This is a genomic window from Roseibium aggregatum IAM 12614, from assembly GCF_000168975.1.
GTDB lineage: Bacteria > Pseudomonadota > Alphaproteobacteria > Rhizobiales > Stappiaceae > Roseibium > Roseibium aggregatum.
On sequence record NZ_AAUW01000008.1, the window covers coordinates 61,418 to 82,795 of the forward strand.

Annotated in this window: 14 protein-coding genes; 11 read left to right on the forward strand and 3 right to left on the reverse strand. The window is 59.0% G+C overall.

The window, feature by feature from the left end; translation table 11 throughout:
- Positions 1-170: 170 nt before the first annotated feature.
- From SIAM614_RS12300 to SIAM614_RS12315, 4 genes are all read left to right on the forward strand, one after another.
- Positions 171-1,268 carry an AI-2E family transporter gene (locus SIAM614_RS12300; RefSeq protein ID WP_006934870.1) on the forward strand — a complete coding sequence of 366 codons (1,098 nt, stop codon included), beginning with the start codon at positions 171-173 and terminating at the stop codon, positions 1,266-1,268.
- Positions 1,269-1,270: 2 nt separating this feature from the next.
- Entirely contained in the window at positions 1,271-1,951 is a 681-nt protein-coding gene (locus tag SIAM614_RS12305) for a P-loop NTPase family protein (RefSeq protein ID WP_006934871.1), read from the forward strand.
- 133 nt (positions 1,952-2,084) lie between these two features.
- The gene (locus SIAM614_RS12310) at positions 2,085-4,307 is read left to right on the forward strand and encodes an RNA degradosome polyphosphate kinase (RefSeq protein ID WP_006934872.1); all 2,223 of its coding nucleotides are present in this window, start codon (positions 2,085-2,087) and stop codon (positions 4,305-4,307) included.
- Between the two features lies 1 nt (position 4,308).
- Entirely contained in the window at positions 4,309-5,829 is a 1,521-nt protein-coding gene (locus tag SIAM614_RS12315; protein ID WP_040440041.1) for a Ppx/GppA phosphatase family protein, read from the forward strand.
- 48 nt (positions 5,830-5,877) lie between these two features.
- Here SIAM614_RS12315 and rnd read toward each other — a convergent pair whose 3' ends face one another.
- Positions 5,878-7,062, reverse strand: coding sequence for a ribonuclease D (gene rnd / locus SIAM614_RS12320; RefSeq protein ID WP_006934874.1), 1,185 nt, complete (start codon positions 7,060-7,062; stop codon positions 5,878-5,880).
- Between the two features lie 146 nt (positions 7,063-7,208).
- Here rnd and SIAM614_RS12325 point away from each other — a divergent pair, with 146 nt between their 5' ends.
- The 3 genes from SIAM614_RS12325 to SIAM614_RS12335 all read left to right on the forward strand — a co-directional run bounded on the left by SIAM614_RS12325 (position 7,209) and on the right by SIAM614_RS12335 (position 11,873).
- On the forward strand, positions 7,209-7,835 hold the full coding sequence (locus SIAM614_RS12325) for a ParA family protein (RefSeq protein WP_006934875.1): 627 nt from the start codon (positions 7,209-7,211) through the stop codon (positions 7,833-7,835).
- A gap of 162 nt (positions 7,836-7,997) precedes the next feature.
- Entirely contained in the window at positions 7,998-9,965 is a 1,968-nt protein-coding gene (gene aspS / locus SIAM614_RS12330; RefSeq protein ID WP_006934876.1) for an aspartate--tRNA ligase, read from the forward strand.
- 120 nt (positions 9,966-10,085) lie between these two features.
- On the forward strand, positions 10,086-11,873 hold the full coding sequence (locus SIAM614_RS12335) for an ABC transporter ATP-binding protein (protein WP_040440043.1): 1,788 nt from the start codon (positions 10,086-10,088) through the stop codon (positions 11,871-11,873).
- A 70-nt stretch (positions 11,874-11,943) separates the two neighbouring features.
- Here the strand turns inward: SIAM614_RS12335 and SIAM614_RS12340 are convergent, their stop codons facing one another.
- A complete protein-coding gene (locus tag SIAM614_RS12340; RefSeq protein WP_208983972.1) occupies positions 11,944-13,119 on the reverse strand; it encodes a hypothetical protein in 1,176 nt (391 codons plus the stop codon).
- A 172-nt stretch (positions 13,120-13,291) separates the two neighbouring features.
- The gene (locus SIAM614_RS12345) at positions 13,292-14,191 is read right to left on the reverse strand and encodes a sugar kinase (RefSeq protein WP_006934880.1); all 900 of its coding nucleotides are present in this window, start codon (positions 14,189-14,191) and stop codon (positions 13,292-13,294) included.
- Between the two features lie 156 nt (positions 14,192-14,347).
- On the opposite strand from SIAM614_RS12345, the gene SIAM614_RS12350 reads away from it, so the two are divergent.
- The 4 genes from SIAM614_RS12350 (at position 14,348) to SIAM614_RS12365 (ending at position 21,036) form a co-directional block, all read left to right on the forward strand.
- On the forward strand, positions 14,348-15,994 hold the full coding sequence (locus tag SIAM614_RS12350) for an EAL domain-containing protein (RefSeq protein WP_006934882.1): 1,647 nt from the start codon (positions 14,348-14,350) through the stop codon (positions 15,992-15,994).
- 232 nt (positions 15,995-16,226) lie between these two features.
- Complete coding sequence (locus tag SIAM614_RS12355) at positions 16,227-16,790, forward strand: TetR/AcrR family transcriptional regulator (protein ID WP_006934888.1); 564 nt, start codon at positions 16,227-16,229, stop codon at positions 16,788-16,790.
- Between the two features lie 13 nt (positions 16,791-16,803).
- Positions 16,804-17,898, forward strand: coding sequence for an efflux RND transporter periplasmic adaptor subunit (locus SIAM614_RS12360; protein ID WP_006934890.1), 1,095 nt, complete (start codon positions 16,804-16,806; stop codon positions 17,896-17,898).
- 33 nt (positions 17,899-17,931) lie between these two features.
- Positions 17,932-21,036 carry an efflux RND transporter permease subunit gene (locus tag SIAM614_RS12365; RefSeq protein ID WP_006934892.1) on the forward strand — a complete coding sequence of 1,035 codons (3,105 nt, stop codon included), beginning with the start codon at positions 17,932-17,934 and terminating at the stop codon, positions 21,034-21,036.
- Positions 21,037-21,378: the final 342 nt, after the last annotated feature.

Consider the following 21,378-nt stretch of genomic DNA (forward strand, 5'->3'; position numbering starts at 1 on the left):
TTCATTTGCCAGAAAGTGCATTGCCGGCGAAGGGCAAGGCTCAAGTGGCTCGGTGCCGGGCCAGGACCTCTCATGGCTGACTATTCTGGACTTGACCCGAGGCAGGGTTTAATCCCATGTCCGCAGGAAAGCCATTTTCACGCGCCGGAACAAACCGAGGAGCGCCATTCATGACCCTTCGTCGTCAGGTACAGTTCTGGCTGATCTCCCTGATTGTCTTCTGCCTGTTTCTGTATGTCTTTTCCAGCGTGCTTCTGCCCTTCGTTGCGGGCATGGCCGTCGCCTATCTGCTGGACCCGGTTTGCGACCGGCTGGAAAAGCTGGGCATGGGGCGCATGTGGGCGACGCTCTGTATCCTGTTTGCCTTCGTCGTCATTCTTGTGATGTTCTTCATTCTGCTGCTGCCTCTTCTCGGAAACCAGCTCTCGCTTTTCCTTGAGAAGTTCCCGGAACTGATCCGCAAGCTGCAGGCTCTGCTGTCGGAAAACTTTCCGGCCAATCTTGCGTCTGTCGCCGGCATAAGCGCGGAAGATCTTCAGTCCTCCATGTCCAATCTCATCGGCCAGGGGGCTTCCTTTATCGGCAAGCTGGCGCAGTCTCTGTGGAGTGGTGGACAGGCATTGCTGTCGATCCTGTCACTCTTCGTCATTACACCGGTGGTTGCCTTCTATCTGTTGCTGGACTGGGACCGCATGGTTGCGCGCATAGATAGCTGGCTGCCGCGCCCTCATTTGTCGGAAATCCGCGGGCTTGCGCGGGAAATGGATCAGGCGGTTGCCGGCTTCGTGCGCGGGCAGGTGTCCGTGTGCCTCATCCTCGGTTCGTTTTACGCTATCTCGCTGGCGCTGGTCGGGCTGAACTTCGGCCTTCTGATCGGAATGGCAGCAGGCCTCGTCAGCTTCATTCCCTTTGTCGGAGCCGGGTTGGGGCTGGTCCTGTCTCTTGGTGTGGCAATCGTCCAGTTCTGGCCGGAGTGGCCCTGGATTGTCGCCGTCGCCGCGGTCTTTGGTGTCGGCCAGTTTCTGGAAGGCAATATCCTGCAGCCCAAACTTGTCGGTGACAGCACGGGGCTTCATCCCGTGGCGCTGATGTTTGCCCTGTTTGCCTTTGGATATCTCTTTGGATTCGTGGGGATGCTGATTGCAGTTCCCGCAGCCGCGATGATCGGCGTGCTTGCGCGCTTTGCCCTGAAGCAGTATCTGGCAAGCCCGGTTTACCGGGGAACGGGCCATCCCGCGTCGGAACAAGAACAGCAGGTTTCAGAGTAGAAATGGCGGAAACACCACGCCAGTTGCCGTTGGAATTGCCGCATGAAGCGGCCCTGAGCCGTGATGACTATCTGGTTGGAGGCTCCAACCGGGCTGCGTTCGAATTGCTGGAACGCTGGCCGGACTGGCCGTCGCCCGTCGTCGTGCTGGCAGGACCTGTCGGGGCGGGCAAGACCCATCTGGTCCGGGCTTTTCAGGATGAAACCGGTGCGGTTGTTCTGCCGGCGGCCGAACTTACCCCCCACTCTGTGCAAACCCTCGTCGCAGCGCCCGCCTGCGTGATCGAGGACGCGCATCTGGGCATCGACAACACGGCGCTGTTTCACCTTCTGAACGCGGCGCGTCAGGCCGGCAAGACCGTACTCATCACCAGCCGCACCTGGCCTGCAAGCTGGAAAATTTCCCTGGCGGATCTGCAGTCCCGCCTGCGGGCGGCGACCCCCGTGGAAATTCTGGAGCCGGACGATGATCTTCTGCGCCGGGTGTTGGTGAAGCTGTTCGCCGACCGTCAGATTGCGGTCGATCAAGGTGTCGTCGACTATCTTGTGGTGCGAATGGAGCGGTCGCTCGAGGTTGCCATGCGCGCTGTCGAAGCTATCGATCAGGAGGCTTTGGCCGGACGGGTTAAGATTACAAAACCACTGGCTGGGCGGGTCTTGGAAAATGTGCATAAAGGCCAATAATCGCCGATACTGCCACAGGACTGTCATTTGCCCGCTTGGGACTTCATGTTAGTCACGTCGGCAATAACGCAGAATGGGCATGTCCTGTTTTGCCTGATCGAAGCGGAAGTCGCACGGAAAAAGGGATGATGCCATGAACGAAGCCCCTGATATTTCTGACATTCTGCCCGCTTCCACAGTTGCAGCCGATGGCAAGGGAACCGTGCCGGAACTGGCGCCGGAAGGTGAGCTGGCTACATCTCCGGCCCGTTTCATGAACCGCGAACTCTCGTGGCTGCAGTTCAATCTGAGGGTTCTGGAAGAAGCCATGAACCCGAACCACCCCTTGCTTGAGCGGGTTCGGTTCCTGTCGATCTCGGCCAACAACCTCGACGAATTCTTCATGGTGCGCGTTGCCGGTCTGCGCGGTCAGCAGCGAGCGGATGTCACCAATCTGTCCGACGACGGCCTGACACCAACCGAGCAGCTTCAGAAGATCAGCGATGCCGTGCGGGACCTGCAGGCCTCCCAGCAGAAAATCTGGGTGGAATTGCGCCGTGAGATTGCCGACAAGGGTATCGAGATCCCGCAAGGCGAAACGCTGGACCACACGGACAGGGTCTGGCTGCAGGACTATTTCCTGGCCTATGTCTTCCCGGTTCTGACGCCGCTGGCCATCGATCCGGCGCATCCGTTCCCATTCATACCGAACCTCGGCTTTTCCATCGTCTTCGAACTGGCGCCGACATCCGGTGGGCGAGGCATGATCGCGCTGCTCAGAATTCCAAGCCAGGTCGACCGCTTCGTGCAATTGCCCAATGGTGCAGATGGCGCAGCCCGGTTCATCGCCATCGAAAAGGTCGTCAGCCTGTTCATCGGGCGCCTGTTCCCCGGTTATGAGATCCGCGGCAAGGGGGCCTTTCGCGTCATCCGCGACAGCGACCTGGAAATCGAAGAAGAAGCGGAAGACCTCGTCCGCCTCTTCGAGAGCGCCCTGCGCCGCCGCCGCCGGGGCTCGGTGATCCGCCTGGAAATCCAGGAAACCACACCGCCGGCCCTGCGCGAATTCGTGGCCGAGGCGCTGCACGTCGGGGAAAGCGAGATCTTTCTGGCAAACGGGCTGCTTGCGCTCAACAACCTGTCTCAGGTTGTCGATCTCGAGCGGCCGGATCTCAAGTTTCAGCCCTATACCGCCCGCTTTCCCGAGCGCATTCGCGAACATGGCGGCGACTGTCTTGCGGCAATCCACCAGAAGGACATCATCGTCCACCACCCTTATGAATCCTTCGATGTGGTGGTCCAGTATCTGCGGCAGGCGGCGCGTGATCCGGACGTGGTGGCGATCAAGCAGACGCTTTATCGCACATCCAATGACAGCCCCATCGTGAAGGCGCTGGCAGAGGCTGCCGAAGCCGGCAAATCCGTTACGGCGCTGGTGGAGCTGAAGGCGCGTTTCGATGAGGAAGCGAACATCAAATGGGCGCGTGACCTGGAGCGGGCAGGGGTGCAGGTCGTTTTCGGTTTCATCGAACTGAAAACCCACTCCAAACTGTCCATGGTGATCAAGCGTGAACATGGCCAGCTCAAGACCTATTGCCACATCGGCACGGGGAACTACCACCCGATCACCGCGCGGATTTATGAGGATCTGTCCTTCTTTACCGATGATCCCGGCATTGCCGAAGATGCAGCCCGCGTTTTCAACTTCATCACCGGTTACGCTCAGCCGGCGGAGCTGAACAATCTGATGGTCTCTCCGGTCAATCTGCGCCAGCGTATGCTGGAGATGACCGAGGGTGAAATCGAGCATGCGCGTGCCGGACGTCCTGCGCAGATCTGGTGGAAGATGAACTCGCTGGTGGATCCGGCGATCATCGACGCCCTTTACCGTGCAAGCCAGGCAGGCGTGCAGATCGACCTGATCATTCGCGGCATCTGCTGCCTGCGTCCGGGCATTCCGGGCCTGTCCGACAACATCCGGGTGAAATCCATTGTCGGACGGTTTCTGGAGCATTCGCGGATCTATTGCTTCGGCAACGGCCAGGGGCTGCCGTCGCCGGAAGCTCATGTCTACATCGGGTCGGCGGATCTGATGCCGCGCAACATCGACCGTCGGGTCGAGGTTCTGGCGCCGCTCAAGACACCGACCGTACACGAACAGGTCCTGGATCAGATCATGGTCGCCAACCTGAAGGACAACCAGCAAAGCTGGCGCATCCTGTCCGATGGCAGTCATGAGCGCATCGTTCCGAACGCCAATGAAGAACCCTTCAATGCGCATCAATATTTCATGACGAACCCCTCACTATCAGGGCGCGGCAAGTCGCTGAAGAGTGACCGGCCGAGGCCGTTCCTGGAACGGCAAAAACGAGGTTAGCATGACTGCTGAGTTTCACCCGGCACGTGGCCGTCTTAACGGGTCCGGCCCTATCGCAGTCGTGGACATCGGTTCCAACTCCGTGCGCCTCGTGATCTACGAGCGCAAGGCGCGCACGCCGACGATGCTGTTCAACGAGAAGCTGCTGGCCGGTCTTGGCAAGGGCATCGCCGCTACCGGCCGCCTGGCCGACGATTCCGTCAGTCTGGCGCTTGGTGAGCTGACCCGTTTCAAGACGCTGATCAAACACACCGGCTGTCAGGATATCTACATCGTCGCGACCGCTGCGGCGCGTGATGCTGAAAACGGTCCTGAATTCGTGCGCGAGGTCGAGCGGTCTCTGGATGCGCCGGTCCGTATTCTCGACGGTAGTGAGGAAGCGTATTATTCAGCCCTTGGCGTAATCGCCGGCTTCTGGCAGCCGCGCGGCATTGTGGGCGACATGGGCGGCGGCAGCCTGGAACTGGTGGAAATTGCCGACAACACCCCCGGCGCCGGGGCAACGTTCCCCCTCGGCGGATTGCGCCTGTCGGAAGAGGCCGACGGCAAGATCGCAAAGGCGCAGAAGATCACTGAAGCCGCGCTCAAGGACTTTCATTGGCCAGATCTCGCGCCAGGCGAACGGACGTTTTACGCCGTCGGCGGCACCTGGCGATCGCTCGGGCGTCTGCATCTGATGCAGAACAAGTATCCACTGCACGTGATGCACAATTACGAAATCAGCGCGGAAGAGGCGATTGCCTTTTGCAGGCGGATCGCAGTTCCCAATCTCGAAGGTGTGGAGCTTGCCGAGATCGTCTCCAAACAGCGCCGTCCGCTGGTGCCGATTGGCGCGGTCGTTCTGGAGCAGGTGCTGCTGTCAATGAAGGCGGAACGTCTGGTCTTTTCCGCAACCGGCGTGCGCGAAGGTTTGCTGCACGAAAAGCTGCCGTTGGAAATGCAGGCCCATGACCCGGTGATCGAAGCCGCGCGCGAGCTGTGCACCCTGCGGGCGCGCTCTCCTGCCCATGCCGAAGAGCTGATCGTCTGGACGGACACGCTGTTCAGGCAACTCGGCATTGAAGAAACCGCCAACGAGACCCGGCTGCGGCACGCGGCGTGTCTCCTCTCCGATATCGGTTGGCGCGCCCATCCGGATTATCGCGGCGAGCAGAGCCTCAATATCATTTCAAACGCGTCCTTCGTCGGCCTGGATCATGCCAGCCGCGCCTATCTGGCCGCGGCCGTCTTCTACCGCCACCAGGGCCTGCGCGAAGGTGACCTTTCGCCTGTGATCCGGGAACTGTTTACCGACCGTCTGCGCATTCGCGCCAAGGTTCTCGGTGCAACCATGCGGGTGGCCTCGCTCCTGAGCGCGTCGATTGCCGGCATGCTGCCGAAGGTGGGTATCACCAAAACAGACAAGGGACTGTCGCTCGACCTCGGGAAGGAGCTGGCCAATCTCGACGGTGAGCGCCTGCGCAAGCGCGCGAACCAGCTCAGCAAGGTCATCGAGGTCGATGTTGCGGTAAACGCAGGCTGAGGTCAGGGCTGTTCAGTCAGGAAAGCTCAGAAAGCAAAGCGGCAGAGATTACTCTGCCGCTTCCTTTTCCACATCTGGCCGCAGCGGCTGTTCAATCGCGACGATCTGCCGGTCCTGGAAGGCGAGGGCAACTTCGCCGCGTTTCAGCTTGAGGGCGGTTTCGCCGAAAAGCTCGCGCCGCCAACCTTTCATGGCCGCCACATCAGCAGCGTCGTCGGCAGCAATCTTTTCAAGATCATCCACGGTGGCGATCACCTTGGCCGCAACGCCATGGGCTTCGCTGACCAGTTTCAGGAGAACCTTCAGGAGATCGACAGCCGCAGCCGAACCATCCGGGGCCTGACGGCCCTTGGGCAGTTTCGGCATTTCGTTCTTGGGAAGCGAAACGGCGCGTCTGACGGCTTTCAGGATTTCATCTGCGGATTTGGACCGTTCAAAGCCGCGCGGAATGGTTCTAAGGCGCGCAAGCGCTTCCGCGTCCTGAGGCTGCTGGGCCGCCAGTTCGTAAATGGCATCGTCCTTGACAACGCGGCTGCGGGGAACGTCGCGCGATTGCGCTTCCCGTTCGCGCCAGGCGGCGACTTCCATCATGACAGCCAGCTCAACCGGCTTGCGCACACGCAGTTTCAGGCGTTTCCAGGCCTGTTCCGGGTCGGTGCGATACGTGTTCACGGACGTCAGAACCTGCATCTCGTCCTGAACCCAGTGGATGCGGTCCTGCTCGGCAAGATTCGCTTTCAGAAACTGGTAGGCGTCGCGCAGATGCGTGACGTCTGCCAGGGCATAGTCCAGTTGCTTTGCCGTCAGGGGTCTGCGAGCCCAGTCGGTAAAGCGGGACGACTTGTCGATTCGGGCGCCGGTGACCTTGTAGACAAGCTGGTCGTAGGAAATGGAATCGCCGAAGCCGCAGACCATGGCCGCCACCTGCGTGTCGAACAGCGGTGCCGGGATCAGTTCACCCAGGTGGTAGATGATTTCGATATCCTGGCGGGCAGCATGAAAAACCTTTGTCACACTGCCGTCGCGCATAAGCTCGAAAAAAGGCTCAAGGTCCAGCCCTTCTGACAGGGCATCGACGATGAAGGCCATGTCAGGCCCTGCCATCTGAATGACGCAGAGCTTGGGCCAAAAGGTTGTCTCACGGAGAAATTCCGTGTCGACGGTCACGTAATCATGAGCGGCAAGACGCTGACACGCAGCGGCGAGATCTTTTGTTTTTGTAATCACATGCATGGTGACGGAAAGCTATACCCGAGTTCTGCCGCTTTGTCGCCACGAAATGGTAATTTTCGCGCCCAAAGCTCTTGAAAAGGCGCATTTTGTGCGCCTATGTTGAAGCTTAGGCGAGCGTGTGCGAAAGAACACACAGAGGAGTGGAAATGCGCAAGATACTGGTGGTGAATTCCAAGGGCGGTTGCGGCAAGACGACCCTCGCCACGAATCTTGCAGTCGCGCTTGCCGCCCGGGGGGACGATGTTGCGCTTGCCGATGCGGACCGGCAAAAGTCCAGCCAGTCCTGGATCAAACGCAGGCCCAAGAGCCTGGCGCGGATCGAAGGTCTCAACTGGACCAAGGAAGAAGCAATCGGCGACAAGGACAAGGATCTGGATGCCATCATCATTGACGGACCTGGCGGGCTTCGCTCCGAACTGGCCAAGAACCTGATCGCCGAGGCCTCCGATATCATTGTTCCGGTTCTCGCTTCGGCTTTCGACTGGGACGCCACCTTGAAGTTTCTTGACCGCATTTCCGATATCAAGCGCGTGCGCAAGGGCAAGGCCGACATACACGTGGTCGCAAACCGCATCGACCGACGGTCCAATCAGGTCGGCGATCTGGAACAACTGCTTGCCAGGAAGGGCTATCCGCTGCTTGCGCGGATATCCGAGCGGGTGGTTTATGCCCGTCACGCCGCAGCCGGGTCAGGCGTGTTCGATTATTCCGACGCCGGTTCTCACGAGATCCGCGGCCAGTGGCATCCACTGTTGCAAGCGGTCGACGCCTGAGAGAAATTCCGACCCGTTTCCCGTTCAAAAAGGGAGAGGCAAGCATAGCGCAAGCCTTTTCCTTGACTTTCGTGCTGCAACATGGATTGTGCAGCCGGACTCGGCCTGCCTCCGGCGGGCCGTAACGATTTTCTATGCCAAGAAAAATGTCGAGGAATGAGAATGCACCCCTACCGTAGTCACACATGCGGTGACCTCCGTCTGTCCGACGAAGGCCAGACTATCCGTCTTTCCGGCTGGGTCCACAGGGTCCGCGATCATGGCGGGGTGCTGTTCATCGATCTGCGCGATCATTACGGTGTCACCCAATGCGTGGTCGACCCGGACTCCGCGGCCTTCAAGCTGGCCGAAACCGTTCGCTCGGAATGGTGTATCCGCATCGACGGCAACGTGAAGAAGCGGACGGACGAAACCATTAACCCGGACCTGCCGACCGGTGACATCGAAGTTTTCATCCGCGAAATGGAAATCCTGGGCGCGGCGAAGGAACTGCCGCTGCCGGTCTTCGGTGATCTGGAGTATCCGGAAGAGGTTCGTCTGAAGTACCGCTTCCTGGATCTGCGCCGCGAGAAACTGCACCAGAACATGATTCTGCGCTCCAACGTGGTGCGCGATCTGCGCGACCGCATGTGGAACATCGGCTTCAACGAATTCCAGACGCCGATCATCACGGCCTCTTCTCCGGAAGGCGCGCGTGACTTCCTGGTGCCGTCGCGACTGCATCCGGGCAAGTTCTACGCACTGCCGCAGGCGCCGCAGCAGTTCAAGCAGCTCCTGATGGTCTCCGGCTTCGACAAGTATTTCCAGATCGCGCCGTGCTTCCGCGATGAAGATCCGCGCGCCGACCGGTCACCGACGGACTTCTACCAGCTCGACATGGAAATGTCTTTCGTCACCCAGCAGGACGTCTTCGACACCATCGAGCCGGTGATTGCCGGTTGTTTCGAGCGTTTCGGCAACGGTCGTCCGGTCAACCGCAACTGGCCGCAGATTTCCTACAAGGATTCCGCGCTCTGGTACGGCACGGACAAGCCGGATCTCAGAAACCCGATCAAGATGGAAATCGTCTCCGAGCATTTTGCCGGGTCGGGTTTTGCGATCTTCGCCAACCTGCTGGAGCAGCCGGGCACGGAAATCCGCGCCATTCCGGCACCGAAGGGCGGCAGCCGCAAGTTCTGCGACCGCATGAACAAGTTCGCCCAGGAGCAGGGTCTGCCGGGCATGGGCTACATCTTCTGGCGTGCAAATGCAGAAAAAGTAGCGGACGAAGATTTCATTAATCGAATAGCATCGGTACATGATGACGTCATCGCAGAGTCCGGTGGGACTCCGATTGATGAGGGGCAAAAACTTAGCAATATTGATGTTTCGTTGTTGGTGAAGATGCTTCAGAGACTTCAAGAAAATGGGAACGTTTCTGAAGCCGAGGCCTTATTTTCAAAATATATGGAAGCAGCGGGACCGCTGGCAAAAAATATTGGTTCGGAGCGGACTGAAGCGATACGTAAGCAACTAAATCTCGACATCGGCGATGCTGTGTTCTTCCTCGGCGGCAAGCCGAAGCAGTTCGAGCCGGTTGCGGCCAAGGCCCGTGTCATCATTGGCGAAGAACTCGGCCATACGGACAAGGACCGCTTCGAATTTGCCTGGATCGTGGATTTCCCGATCTACGAGCGCGACGAGGAAACCGGCGAGATCGATTTCTCGCATAACCCGTTCTCCATGCCCCAGGGCGGAATGGAAGCGCTGGAAGGCGATCCGCTGGACGTTCTTGGCTATCAGTACGATCTGGCCTGTAACGGTCACGAGCTGATTTCGGGTGCGATCCGGAACCACAAGCCCGAGATCATGTACAAGGCTTTCGAGATCGCAGGTTATCCGGCTGAGGAAGTCGACAGGCGTTTTGGCGGCATGGTCAACGCGTTCCAATATGGCGCGCCTCCGCACGGTGGGTGCGCCGCCGGGATCGACCGTATGGTCATGCTGATGGCTGACGAGGCCAACATCCGTGAAGTCATGCTCTTTCCGATGAACCAGAAGGCGGAAGACCTGATGATGGGCGCGCCGAGCGAACCGACATCGGCGCAGCTTCGTGACCTGCATTTGCGTCTGAATTTGCCGGACGCGTGAGAACATCCTACTTGCGGGTGACCGTTAAATAGGGATACCCCTCTTCAAAAGAGGCGAGAGGCCGGCCCTGCCGGCCTCAGTCGTGTTATGCTTTGCAAGTTTTTGGAAAGGCGGCTTACAGTGCTCAACCCTGCAAAATGGGAGATCTGGCAAGATCCGGATGGCACGGTTCAAGTCATCAAGCGCCTGTTGAGCGAAAATCTCCGGGCCTATATCCCGCGCTACATGGTGGCCTTCGTCTTCATGGGCATGGTTGCGGCAACGACTGCTGCAAGTGCCTGGATCATGAAGGATGTCATCAACGAGGTCTTCATCAATCGCGACAAGATGATGATCTACGTGATCGCCGGGGCCGTCATCTGCATCTTTACCCTGAAGGGTGCTTCGACTTATGGCCAGATGGTCATTTTATCCAGGGTCGGCAACGCGATCGTTGCGGACCTTCAGAACCGCCTGTTCCATCGACTGACCAAACAGGATCAGGCTTATTTCGACCGGATGTCTCTGCCGGAACTCGGCATCCGCGTGAACACCGGTGCCGGCAGCGCGCGTTCGGTCATCGACATGATCGTGCTCAGCCTCGGCAGGGATGTTCTGACCTTGATCGGTCTCGTGGGGGTCATGATTGTCCAGGATCCCCTGATGAGCCTGCTGGCCCTGGTGATCATGCCGCCGATCGTTGTCGGCGTCAGCTTCCTGGTCAAACGGGTCAAGACCTATGCCAAGCGGCAGGTGGTCTCGAACGCCAAGATCGGCTCGACCCTGCAGGAAACCGTTCTGGGAATTCGCATCGTCAAGGCTTTCAGGGTGGAGCCGACGATGCAGCAGCGGATGGCGACCTCCGTTGCCGAAGTGGAGCGCCAGTCCAACAAGATCGCCTCGTTGACGGCCCGCACGTCACCCTTGATGGAATCCCTCGGCGGTTTTGCAATCGCGCTGGTCATTTTCTACGGCGGTTACTCGGTCGTCGAACTGGGCAAGGATCCCGGTGCCTTCTTCGCATTCATCACCGCACTGCTGCTTGCCTATGATCCCGCGCGCCGTCTGGCCCGGCTGAACGTCAATCTCAGCAAGTCGCTGGTCGGTGTGCGCCTGATGTACGAGCTGATCGATGAGCAACCGGACTTGGAGCAGATTGAAGATGCACCGGATATCAAGGTCGGTCGTGGTCAGATCGAGGTGCAGGACGTCAAGTTCTCCTACGGTGAAGGTGCCGCGCTCAACGGGCTGACCTTTACGGCTGAAGGCGGCAAGACAACGGCGCTGGTCGGTGCGTCAGGGGCCGGCAAGTCCACTGTCTTTGCCCTGATCGAGCGTTTCTACGACCCTCAGGAAGGAAACATCTCCGTCGACGGGCAGTCGATCAAGTCGGTCGCAATGGGCTCTCTGCGCCGGAACATTGCCTACGTCAGCCAGGACTCCTACCTCTTTAACATCAGTATCCGCGATAATATCGCCATCGGCAGACCGGATGCTTCTCAGGAAGAGATCGAGGCAGCGGCACGGGCAGCGAACGCCCATGACTTTGTCATGGAAATGCCCGAGGGCTATAACACCCTGGCTGGCGATGGCGGCGGCCGGTTGTCGGGCGGTCAGCGGCAGCGCATTGCCATTGCGCGCGCCATGCTGCTCGATGCACCGATCCTGTTGCTGGATGAGGCAACCTCGGCTCTCGACGCAGAGTCCGAAGCCAAGATCCAGGCCGCGCTCGAAACGCTGATGGAGGGGCGCACCACGCTTGTGATCGCCCACCGCCTCAGCACGGTTCGCCATGCGCACCAGATCCTCGTCATGGATAGGGGGCGAGTTGTGGAAAGCGGAACGCATGATGAATTGTTCGAGCATGACGGCATTTACCGGCGGCTGTGCGAGCTGCAGTTCCAGAGCCGCAACGAGGCTGCCGAATAAGCCTCGGCCTTGAGTATCAAAACAAAAAAAGCCCGGGTCAGTGCCCGGGCTTTTTGCATTTGAGGCAGATTTACTGGTTGGCGGTAATTCCAACAGACAGGATCTGCGGGATCATCTGCGGCGCAAACATCGCCGTTCCCATGATCTGGGACAGCGGAACAGGTGCTCCCGGAGCAGCCGTCAGTTCCAGCGAGCCAGGCGTATTGAGGAACTGGGTCACAGCCTTGGCGATCTGTCCTTCCAGTTCCTTGTTCTGCAGCATGCCGAGCATCATGGGCAGCGTGCCGGTGAGGCCGGCCACATAGGTCGGCGTGTCGACACCTGCCTTTTGCGATTCCTGATCCAGGACCCGTCCCGTCAACGAGGCGTCGTCCAGACGGATCTTTGCATTTTCGATGGTCACATTTTGCAGGAGCGCCATCGCTTCCTCAGGCTTTTCCGACTTTTCGTTGAGCTGGGTGACCACGTCGCGGGTAACCCCGCCCATGGAGAGCGAGACAGACAGGCTGGCAGCGTCCTTGGCGTCGATCTTCAGTTCCGGAACCACGAGTGTGGCCGCTTCCGGATCCCATTTGCCCGATCCGGACACATCGATCGTCAGGGTTTCATACCCGAGTTCCGTGAGGGATTTCGTTTCCTCCGTTTCCAGCTCCTTGACGTCGATGGTGGCGCCGGTGACAGCAAACTGGCCCGCAGTCGGAAGGTCGCCGTCCATGGCCTCGATCGAGGAAGAGATTTTGACGATGTCGGCAATCTGGTTGTCTTCATCGCGGATCTGAATGCTGTTGGCTTCAAACGTCTTGTAGCCGGGGCCAACCGGTGGCGTATCGGAGGCAGCTTCTTCCGGCGTCGGCAAGAGAAGGTCCGTGACCTTGAGATCTGCCAGCGACATGCCCCCGTCCTTGGCCGTGAGCTGAAGGTTGCTCATGTCGAGGCTTGAGAGCTTGAGCCGTCCGTCGGACTGGATTTCTCCACCTGTCAGAACGGTCGAAGCGATGGTCACGCTGGCGTTTTCTTCGTCTTCCTTGCTGATGACGATGTCGCTGAGCGTGACGGCTCCGCCCGCTTCTTCAACCGAACCGTAGCTTTCGACGGTGCCTTTTTCAGCGTCCAGCAGGGTCAGAAAAGCATCGGCAATCTCGTTCCCGGACGGATCGAAGGCAAGCGCCGGCGAGGCTTGAAGAGCGATCAGGCTGACGGCAGCCGTTAGACCGGCTGCGATCCGGGGCGAACGGGAAAACATCATTGAAAATCTCCACGAAATAGAGGTGGTCCCACTCTGAGGGAAGTTCCACAGTGTGGCAAGGCGAAAGCCGGAGGAAGCAATAGCCGGGCTTATTCGGTCAAAATATGTCCTGCGTCACATTTTGCCCGGTTGAAACGCGAAGGCCGCATACACACCGGTTTTGCTGTCTCTGTCAGGCCACGGCCTTTTCGGAGTAAGTGGCGTTGGCGCGTTCGATGTCTTCCAGCGTCGGAAGGCTGGCCTCGTTGCCCAGATGCTGGATTGCATGGGTCGAGGCGCCTCGTGCAAAGCGGAAATGCTGATCCCAGCTTCTCTCCGGCCAGCGCAGATAGGATGCAATGTAAGCGCCGTGGAACACATCGCCGGCACCGTTGGAATCGACCACCTTCGACAAAGGCACGTTCAGGGCCGGCATCACCTTGTCCGGACCGCCGGCTTCGTACCAGACCATGCCTTCGCTGCCGAGCGTCACGGCACCGACAGGGCAGTTCTTGGTGCGCAGATACGAAAGCGTTTCGCCGGTCGACATGCCCAGTTGCTGGCAGAAGCGTTCGGAAACGACAGCAATGTCGATCTGGTTGAGAAGCTCATCAGTGTTCTCGCGCACGGCGCCACCATCGAGAGACGTCAGGATGCCGAGGTTCTTGCAGGTGGTCGCATAGTGCAGTGCTGCGTCCGGCATATGACCGTCGAGATGCAACGCCTTCATGCCGGTCAGGGTGAGGGGCGGGAAGGGATGCAGGAACTCGTTGTCGCGGCAGCGCACAATTGCACGCTTGCCTCCCTGCGGCATGATGAAGGAGAGAGAGCTTTCACGCACCTTGCGCCCGTGAATGGAAATGCCGTAGGCCGCTGCCATGTCCAGGAACATGCGTGCCAGCCAGTCGTCCGCCTGCGAGCACAACAGCTCCGGCTTTCCGCCCAGTTTGGCGCAGCAAAACGCCGCCGTCACAGCGTTCCCGCCAAAGCTGATTGCGTAATCCCGGGCAATCGTCTTTTCGTCGCCCGTCGGCAATTGGTCGGTCAAAAAAGTAACGTCGATATAGGCTTGTCCAATAAACAACGCCTGCATGTAACCCTCCCGAAGTCCGGTTTTTCTCGTCTGGTTTGCAGCTAACACGGCAATGAGGCAGGTGGCTTTGATCTGAATGAAACGACTGAATCTTCAGTCCTTGTTTACCCAGATCAGCCATGTTCAGAAAGAGTTTATCATGAACAGGCCTGTGACTTGTCTTTCCGCTATGTTGGTTTCGCTAAAACGGTGCTGATCGCCCTCGCGCTGGCGACCGCTCCGCTGTTTGCGATCAACGTAATTCTCAACCAGTATGCAGAACGCCGCGCCGTCGTTGAGATGGAGGCCATGGGAAATGTGGCCATCCACCGCGCCGAAGAGGCGATTTCCACGACAGTTTCGCTGCTGCAGAGGCTGGACCGGGACGATGTCCAAACCTGCAATGCCGAAGATCGAGGTATTTACGAGAAGCAGATTGTCGAACACGGGATGATCGACGCCATCGGGCTCGCCGATGCGGCCGGTCAGCGCATGTGCATTATCCCGGACAGGGATCTGGCCGGCCAGATCGTTCTGCCGCCGATGCGTGAGGACGGCCCGCTTGTCGGCATCGGCATGCTGGACCGGAACTATCTGGGGGCTCGCGCGGCAGTGATAAGCTGGGACCTGAAGGACCAGACCCGTCTTTTCGCGGAAGTGACGCCTGCCGTGATTGCCATCGATCCGGGCCCGGAATATCTGCGCTCTTATCGCAGGGCGGAATTGCGCCTTGGCAACAACCTGCTCTGGTACAGCGTCGGTGGTTATAATTCCGAGGCGACGGATCCTTCTGAAATCCTGTCAGTCGAGGTTTCCTCGCAGCTTTATCCGCTCGTTGCGACGATCACCGCACCGGTCTCCGCCGCCGGCAAGGTCGTGCAGGACCTGAAGGTCGTTGCCGCTGCCGCCTGCGCGGGGATTGCGCTTCTGTTCGTTGCCATCGGCGTGTGGCTGTCCTGGCGGCCCGAACGGGAAGCCGATGACGAATTCATCGCCGCGATCCGAAATGGCGAATTCATTCCCTACTATCAGCCGGTCATGGATATCGAGAGCGGACGCCTGCGCGGCTGTGAAATCCTGATGCGCTGGCGCCGTCCGAACGGTATGATCGTGTCACCGGGACAGTTCATGGCCTACGCCGAGAACAACGGTCATATCTTCGACATGACCCGTCACATCATGCGCGTTTCCTCGGAGGAAATCGGCGACCTTTATGGCGACAATCCGGATCTGAAACTGTCGATCAATCTTTTCGCAGGTCACTTCCTGGATCGGGAAGTCATTTCCGACATCCGTTCGATCTTCGAAAAATCGCGGATCTCCTTCCAGCAGATTGTCGTGGAAGTAACCGAACGCCATCCGCTGGAAGACATGGAACTGGCGCGCAAGATCATCGCGGAACTGCAGGCGCTTGGTGTGCGTGTGGCGCTGGATGACGTCGGTACCGGCCATGGTGGCATGGCCTATCTTCAAAAGCTGGGCGTCGATATCATCAAGATCGACAAGATGTTCATCGATACCATTGGTTCGGACGACAACTCCACGACGATCGTCGATTCCATGGTCGAACTGGCAGACAATCTGGGCATGGGCATCATTGCCGAAGGCGTCGAGATGGAAGAGCAGATCGACCGCCTGCTCGAACTGGGTGTGACCGCGGCTCAGGGCTATTACTTCGCAGCGCCGATGCCGGCGGATGAGTTCATCGCCTTTGCGGAACGGACCGAAGAAGAAGCAAACGAACGTTCGCGGCTTGCAGCGGAAGCGGCAGCGGCGGAGCGGGCAGCCAATGAAGCTGCGATGCGGAAGAACGCAGCAGCCTGATCCCTTTGTGGTGCGCTGTGCCTCGTCTCCCGTGAGGGTCAATCTCACAAAATCTCGTCTGCCTGCTGGCGGAATTGCTCACTTCTTGAGCCCTTCAGGCTTTTTTCTGCGCTGTCTCGCCTCATAAACGGGCGCGACAAAAATGCGGGATGATTTATACGTACCAGGTGCCTTGTCTGTACCGGCTGGACGGTATAAAGAGTGCGAAACTGTACTGACTGGACGGTAAAGAATGGCCGCGCGTTCGACACGCACTTCGCATGAATCGAAATCGGAAATACTGAAAGCAGCACTCGAGGTTGTCCGGCGCGCGGGCGCACAGAGCCTGACCATGGACGCCGTGGCCGAGGAAAGTGGTTTTTCCAAGGGCGGGGTTCTCTATAACTTTCCCACCAAGGACGCGCTTATCACCGGCATGGTGGAGTTTCTGGCCGGCCAGTTCGAAGCTGAAGTGGCTGCTGCGAGGGACCGCAATCTTTCTTCCCAGTCCCCGACCCTGAGTGCAATGATTGAGGTCTCCGAAGGCTGGTTGAGCGAGCGGCGTGACCTGGCGCAGGCGATGCTTGCCACGAAAGCGGACCGGCCCGACCTGAGTGAGCCCTTCATGTGCGTCAAAACACGTCTCAAGGCGGCCATCGAAACCGAACTTCCCGACCGTGGCAAAGCCTGGTCTATCTGGGCCTGCCTGGAAGGCCTTCATTTCTCCGAGGCGCATTGCGTCACCATTTTTTCTGATGATGAACGCGCGCTGGTGTTTCAGGACCTTCGCAAGCGTCTGACCCAACTCAAAGACTAGAACGGAAGACCAAATGTTGGCACTTCACAAAGCCCCAATCCGCCGTTGGGTCGCCCTTCTGTTGACTGCCGGGATGCTGGCTTCCTGCCAGGACGATTCCGTCGATCCGGTTTCCGAAGCGGAGGCGAAGCTGAACGCTGCGCCCAGACCTGCGAAGATCTTCACGGTGACGGACCAGATCGGTCTTTTGGAACGGCGCTTCGCCGGCCGGGTGGCGGCGGTGAAAACCGTCGACCTGTCTTTTCAGGTGCCGGGTAAACTTGTCGAGCTGCCGGTGTTGGAGAGCCAGCACGTGAAGGAAGGCGACCTGATCGCCAAACTGGACACGACCGACTACGACCGTGCGGTGCGACAGGCGACCATCAACGCCGAGCAGGCAAAAAGAGAACTCGATCGGCTGGAAACACTGCGCGAACGGTCGGTCATCTCCCAGTCGACCTATGATGAACAGAAGAACAAGCACGACCTTGCGCTTGAGACGCTGAAGGAAGCCAAGCAGAACCTGAAGTACACCACCTTGAAAGCGCCTTTCGACGGCATCGTCTCCGTGCGTCTGGTCGACAATTTCACGACGGTCAGTGTCGGCACGCCAGTCGTGCGGCTTCATGACGTTTCGGAAATCCAGGTGGACATCAACGTCGCCGAGGCCCTGTTCGGACGGGTGTCGGCATCCGAAGTGGCGTCCATCGAAGCAAGATTTCCCGCTTACGGCGACAAGCACTTTCCCCTGACCTACCGCGAGCATTCCAGCCAGGTCGACGATGTGGCGCAAACCTATCGCGTTACGCTTGCGATGCCTCGTGAGGGTGCGGAGCAGCTCTCGCCGGGCATGACAGCCTCGGTCACCGTGAAGTTTCTGCCTGAAGGCCTGGAACTGGGAGAGCAGTTCCTCGTGCCCTCAAGTGCCATAGCCGTGGATAGCGACGGCAAATCCTACGTCTGGAAATTTGATTCCGGCTCTGGGGCTGTGTCCAAGCACCCGGTCGAAATCGGCACTGTCATGGGCAACTTCATTCCCGTCCGTGCAGGCCTGGAAAAAGGCGACGAAATCGTTTCCGCCGGCGTTGCTTATCTCAGCGACGGCCAGGTCGTGCGGCGTTTGAACTGATCCGGTTCCGGACAGGCAAGAGGATCAGATAAAGTGGATATTGCACGCTACTCCATTCAAAAGCCGGTCAATACCTGGATGATCGTGATCATGTCGCTCCTGGGCGGGCTGTGGGGCCTGTCCACCGTGGGGCGGCTGGAAGACCCGGCCTTCACCATCAAGCAGGCTCAGGTGATCACCAGCTACCCGGGCGCAACAGCGGCTGAAGTCGAAAACGAAATCACCGAAAACCTGGAAACGGCCATCCAGCAGATGCCGCAACTGGATCTGATCACCTCCGTGTCGGAGCCCGGCTTGTCGCGCATCGGTGTGGAGATCAAGCCGACCTATGACGGTGAGGAATTGCCACAGGTCTGGGACGAGTTGCGGCGAAAGGTCAACGACGAGGTGCGTAACCTGCCGGCAGGGGCAGGAACGCCCCTGGTTTATGACGATTTCGGCGACGTTTACGGCCTGTTCTACGCCTTCACTGCCGACGGCTACACGAACCGGGATATTCGCGAAACGGTCAAGCGCATCCGCCGCGAGCTTCTGACCGTGACAGGGGTCGGCAAGGTTGAAATTGCCGGCGAACCCGAGGACGTCATCTATCTGAACGTCAATCAGGACAAGATGGCCGGGCTCGGCATCACCTTCAACGATGTGATCAGTGTTCTGGACGCCGAAAACCGGATCCAGACCAACGGATCGGGCATTTCAGGCGACAAACGCATTCGCCTGATGACGGCCTCCGCCTTCGATGATTTCCGGGGGATTCAGGACCTCGTCATCGGCCGGGCGGGGTCGACCGCGATGATCCGTCTGTCCGACATCGCAACGCTGGAACTGGGAGAACCGGAACGGCCGAACCGGCTCATAAGGCACAATGGTCATGCGGCCGTCACGATCGGGGTCTCCCAGGTCGACGGCACGAACATTGTCGACGTCGGCGAACGTGTGATCGAAAAGCTTTCCCAGGTCGAGGCGCAACTGCCTGTCGGCATGCAGCTTCATCCCATTTACGAACAGAATATCGTGGTCGATGAATCCGTGAACGGCTTCATCACGAACCTGGCCGCCTCCGTCGTCATCGTGATCGGGGTGCTGGCCCTGTTCATGGGGTGGCGCGCAGCCATCGTTGTGGGCACGGTGTTGCTGCTCACCGTGATGGCAACCGTTCTGTTCATGCGCATTTTCGCCATCGAGATGGAACGCATCTCGCTCGGTGCGCTGATCATCGCCATGGGCATGCTGGTGGACAACGCCATCGTGGTCGCGGAAGGCATGATGATCAACATGCAGCGGGGCCAGAAGGCAATCGAGGCCGCCAGCCGTGTCGTTGGCCAAACCATGTGGCCGCTGCTTGGAGCAACCGTTATCGGCATCATGGCGTTTTCCGGCATTGGTCTGTCGCCGGACGCGACCGGTGAGTTCCTGTTTTCGCTCTTTGCCGTGATCGGCATTTCGTTGCTCCTGTCCTGGGTGTTCGCGATCACGGTCACGCCGCTTTTCGGCAAGTATTTCTTCAGGACAGCCACGGGCAATCTGGACAATCACGATCCCTACAAGGGCATTTTCTACAAGACATATCGCGGGATCCTGATCGGCTCCCTGCATGTGCGGCTGCTGACGGTTGCCGCTCTGATCGGGATCACGGTTGTCTGTGTCATGGCCTTCGGCAATGTGAAACAGGCATTCTTTCCGGACAGCAACACCCCGATCTTCTATCTCCATTATTGGGCACCCCAGGGCACCGACATCCGGTCGACCGAGGCGGACCTGAAGGAAATGGAGAAGATCGTCCTGGCGGATGAACGCGTGGCGAAAGTCACCAGCTTCGCCGGTGGTGGGGCAACGCGTTTCATGCTGACTTATTCGCCGGAAGATGCAAACCCGAGCTATGGTCACATGATCATCAGAACGCACAGCCGCGAAGAGATCGACATGCTGGCGCTGGATCTGAGAGAGCGGTTCGCAGAGCTCTTTCCGTCGGCTCAGATCATTACCAAGCGCCTGGTATTCGGCCCCGGTGGTGGCGCCAAGATCGAGGCACGCTTCTCCGGCCCGGATGCGGACGTGCTCAAGCGGCTTGGCAACGAGGCGCAGGCGATCTTCGACAAGACGGAAAACAGGCTTGCCGACGTCAACACGGACTGGCGGCAGCGTGAGCTCGTCGTGCGGCCGATCTTCGATGAGGACCGTGCCCGAATTTCGGGTGTGACCCGGGAAGAATTGTCTGTTGCCCTGCAATTTGCGACCGAGGGCGTTCGCGTGGGGTCCTATCGCGATGTCGACGAAAGCGTGCCTATTGTCGCCCGCAAGGCCGATCAGAACGGCATCTCCGTGAACGAAAGCGTGTCGGACGCCCTGGTTCTGAGCAGCAACGAACGCCGTTATGTGCCGATTGAGCAGGTGGTGCGGGACTTCGTGATGGAGCCTCAGGATACGCTCATCCATCGCCGTGACCGTGTTCGCACGCTCACCGTGAAGGCAGAAACCACCGGAGGCGAAACCGCGTCTGCGGCTCTTGCCAGGGTCCGTCCGCAAATCGAGGCGATAGAGCTTCCACCGGGGTACGCACTGGAGTGGGGCGGCGAATATGAAAGCACCAACGATGCTCAGGCATCTCTGGGCGCGCAGTTGCCGCTTGGTTTTCTGATCATGCTGATCATCTCGATCCTTCTGTTCGGCTCCGTGCGTCAGCCGCTGATCATCTGGCTGATGGTGCCCATGTCGATCAACGGTGTTGCCATCGCTCTTCTGGCCACGGATACGGCCTTCGGCTTCATGTCTCTCCTGGGATTCCTGTCGCTGTCCGGCATGCTGATCAAAAACGCCATCGTCCTGCTGGAAGAGATCGATCTTCTGATTGGCGAGGGCAGGGACAAATACGAGGCTATCGTGGAGGCCAGCGTCTCGCGTATGCGCCCGGTGATGCTGGCGGCAATCACCACCATCCTCGGCATGGCACCGCTTCTGTCGGATGCCTTCTTCCGCGGCATGGCGGTGACGATCATGGGCGGCCTGGCGTTCGCCACAGTGCTCACGCTGATCGCCGCACCGGTTCTTTATGCGCTGTTCTTCCGGGTTCGTCCGCCGAAGAAGAACAAGGCAAAAGCAGAACCGTCAGCTCCGGTGGATGCCGTTCCAGCCAACTAGGGTCAGGCGCAGTCATGACGATCAAAAGGCGGCCACGGGCGGCCTTTTGACTATGTACCCTCGCGCATCTGGCAAGCTGAGGTGCACAATAAAACCGGGCTGAGGAAGAGGAGAGGCAGCGTTGGCTAAAGCCTTCCTAAATCCCGTAATATCAGTATCTTGGCGACGGTTTCGGACTCATTTTCTGAGTCTCCTGCAGAGCCGCGCCCGTCTCGATCACCACCCAGTCTGATTAAGCCGCTAATGGGCGTTTGCGTCCAGAATGTAAAGTCCGTGTTCCATGGCACGGGTTTCGGCGGAGGGGATTGCGTGACCCAGTTTGTCAGACGCCGCGTCTGCGGC

Bases quoted from the DNA above. Each gene is read 5' to 3' on its own strand.
- SIAM614_RS12345 (WP_006934880.1), bottom strand. From the start codon at position 14,191: ATGCAGGCGTTGTTTATTGGACAAGCCTATATCGACGTTACTTTTTTG.
- SIAM614_RS12310 (WP_006934872.1), top strand. From the start codon at position 2,085: ATGAACGAAGCCCCTGATATTTCTGACATTCTGCCCGCTTCCACAGTT.
- SIAM614_RS12325 (WP_006934875.1), top strand. From the start codon at position 7,209: ATGCGCAAGATACTGGTGGTGAATTCCAAGGGCGGTTGCGGCAAGACG.
- SIAM614_RS12315 (WP_040440041.1), top strand. From the start codon at position 4,309: ATGACTGCTGAGTTTCACCCGGCACGTGGCCGTCTTAACGGGTCCGGC.
- SIAM614_RS12360 (WP_006934890.1), top strand. From the start codon at position 16,804: ATGTTGGCACTTCACAAAGCCCCAATCCGCCGTTGGGTCGCCCTTCTG.
- aspS (WP_006934876.1), top strand. From the start codon at position 7,998: ATGCACCCCTACCGTAGTCACACATGCGGTGACCTCCGTCTGTCCGAC.
- SIAM614_RS12340 (WP_208983972.1), bottom strand. From the start codon at position 13,119: ATGATGTTTTCCCGTTCGCCCCGGATCGCAGCCGGTCTAACGGCTGCC.
- SIAM614_RS12300 (WP_006934870.1), top strand. From the start codon at position 171: ATGACCCTTCGTCGTCAGGTACAGTTCTGGCTGATCTCCCTGATTGTC.
- SIAM614_RS12305 (WP_006934871.1), top strand. From the start codon at position 1,271: ATGGCGGAAACACCACGCCAGTTGCCGTTGGAATTGCCGCATGAAGCG.
- SIAM614_RS12355 (WP_006934888.1), top strand. From the start codon at position 16,227: ATGGCCGCGCGTTCGACACGCACTTCGCATGAATCGAAATCGGAAATA.
- rnd (WP_006934874.1), bottom strand. From the start codon at position 7,062: ATGCATGTGATTACAAAAACAAAAGATCTCGCCGCTGCGTGTCAGCGT.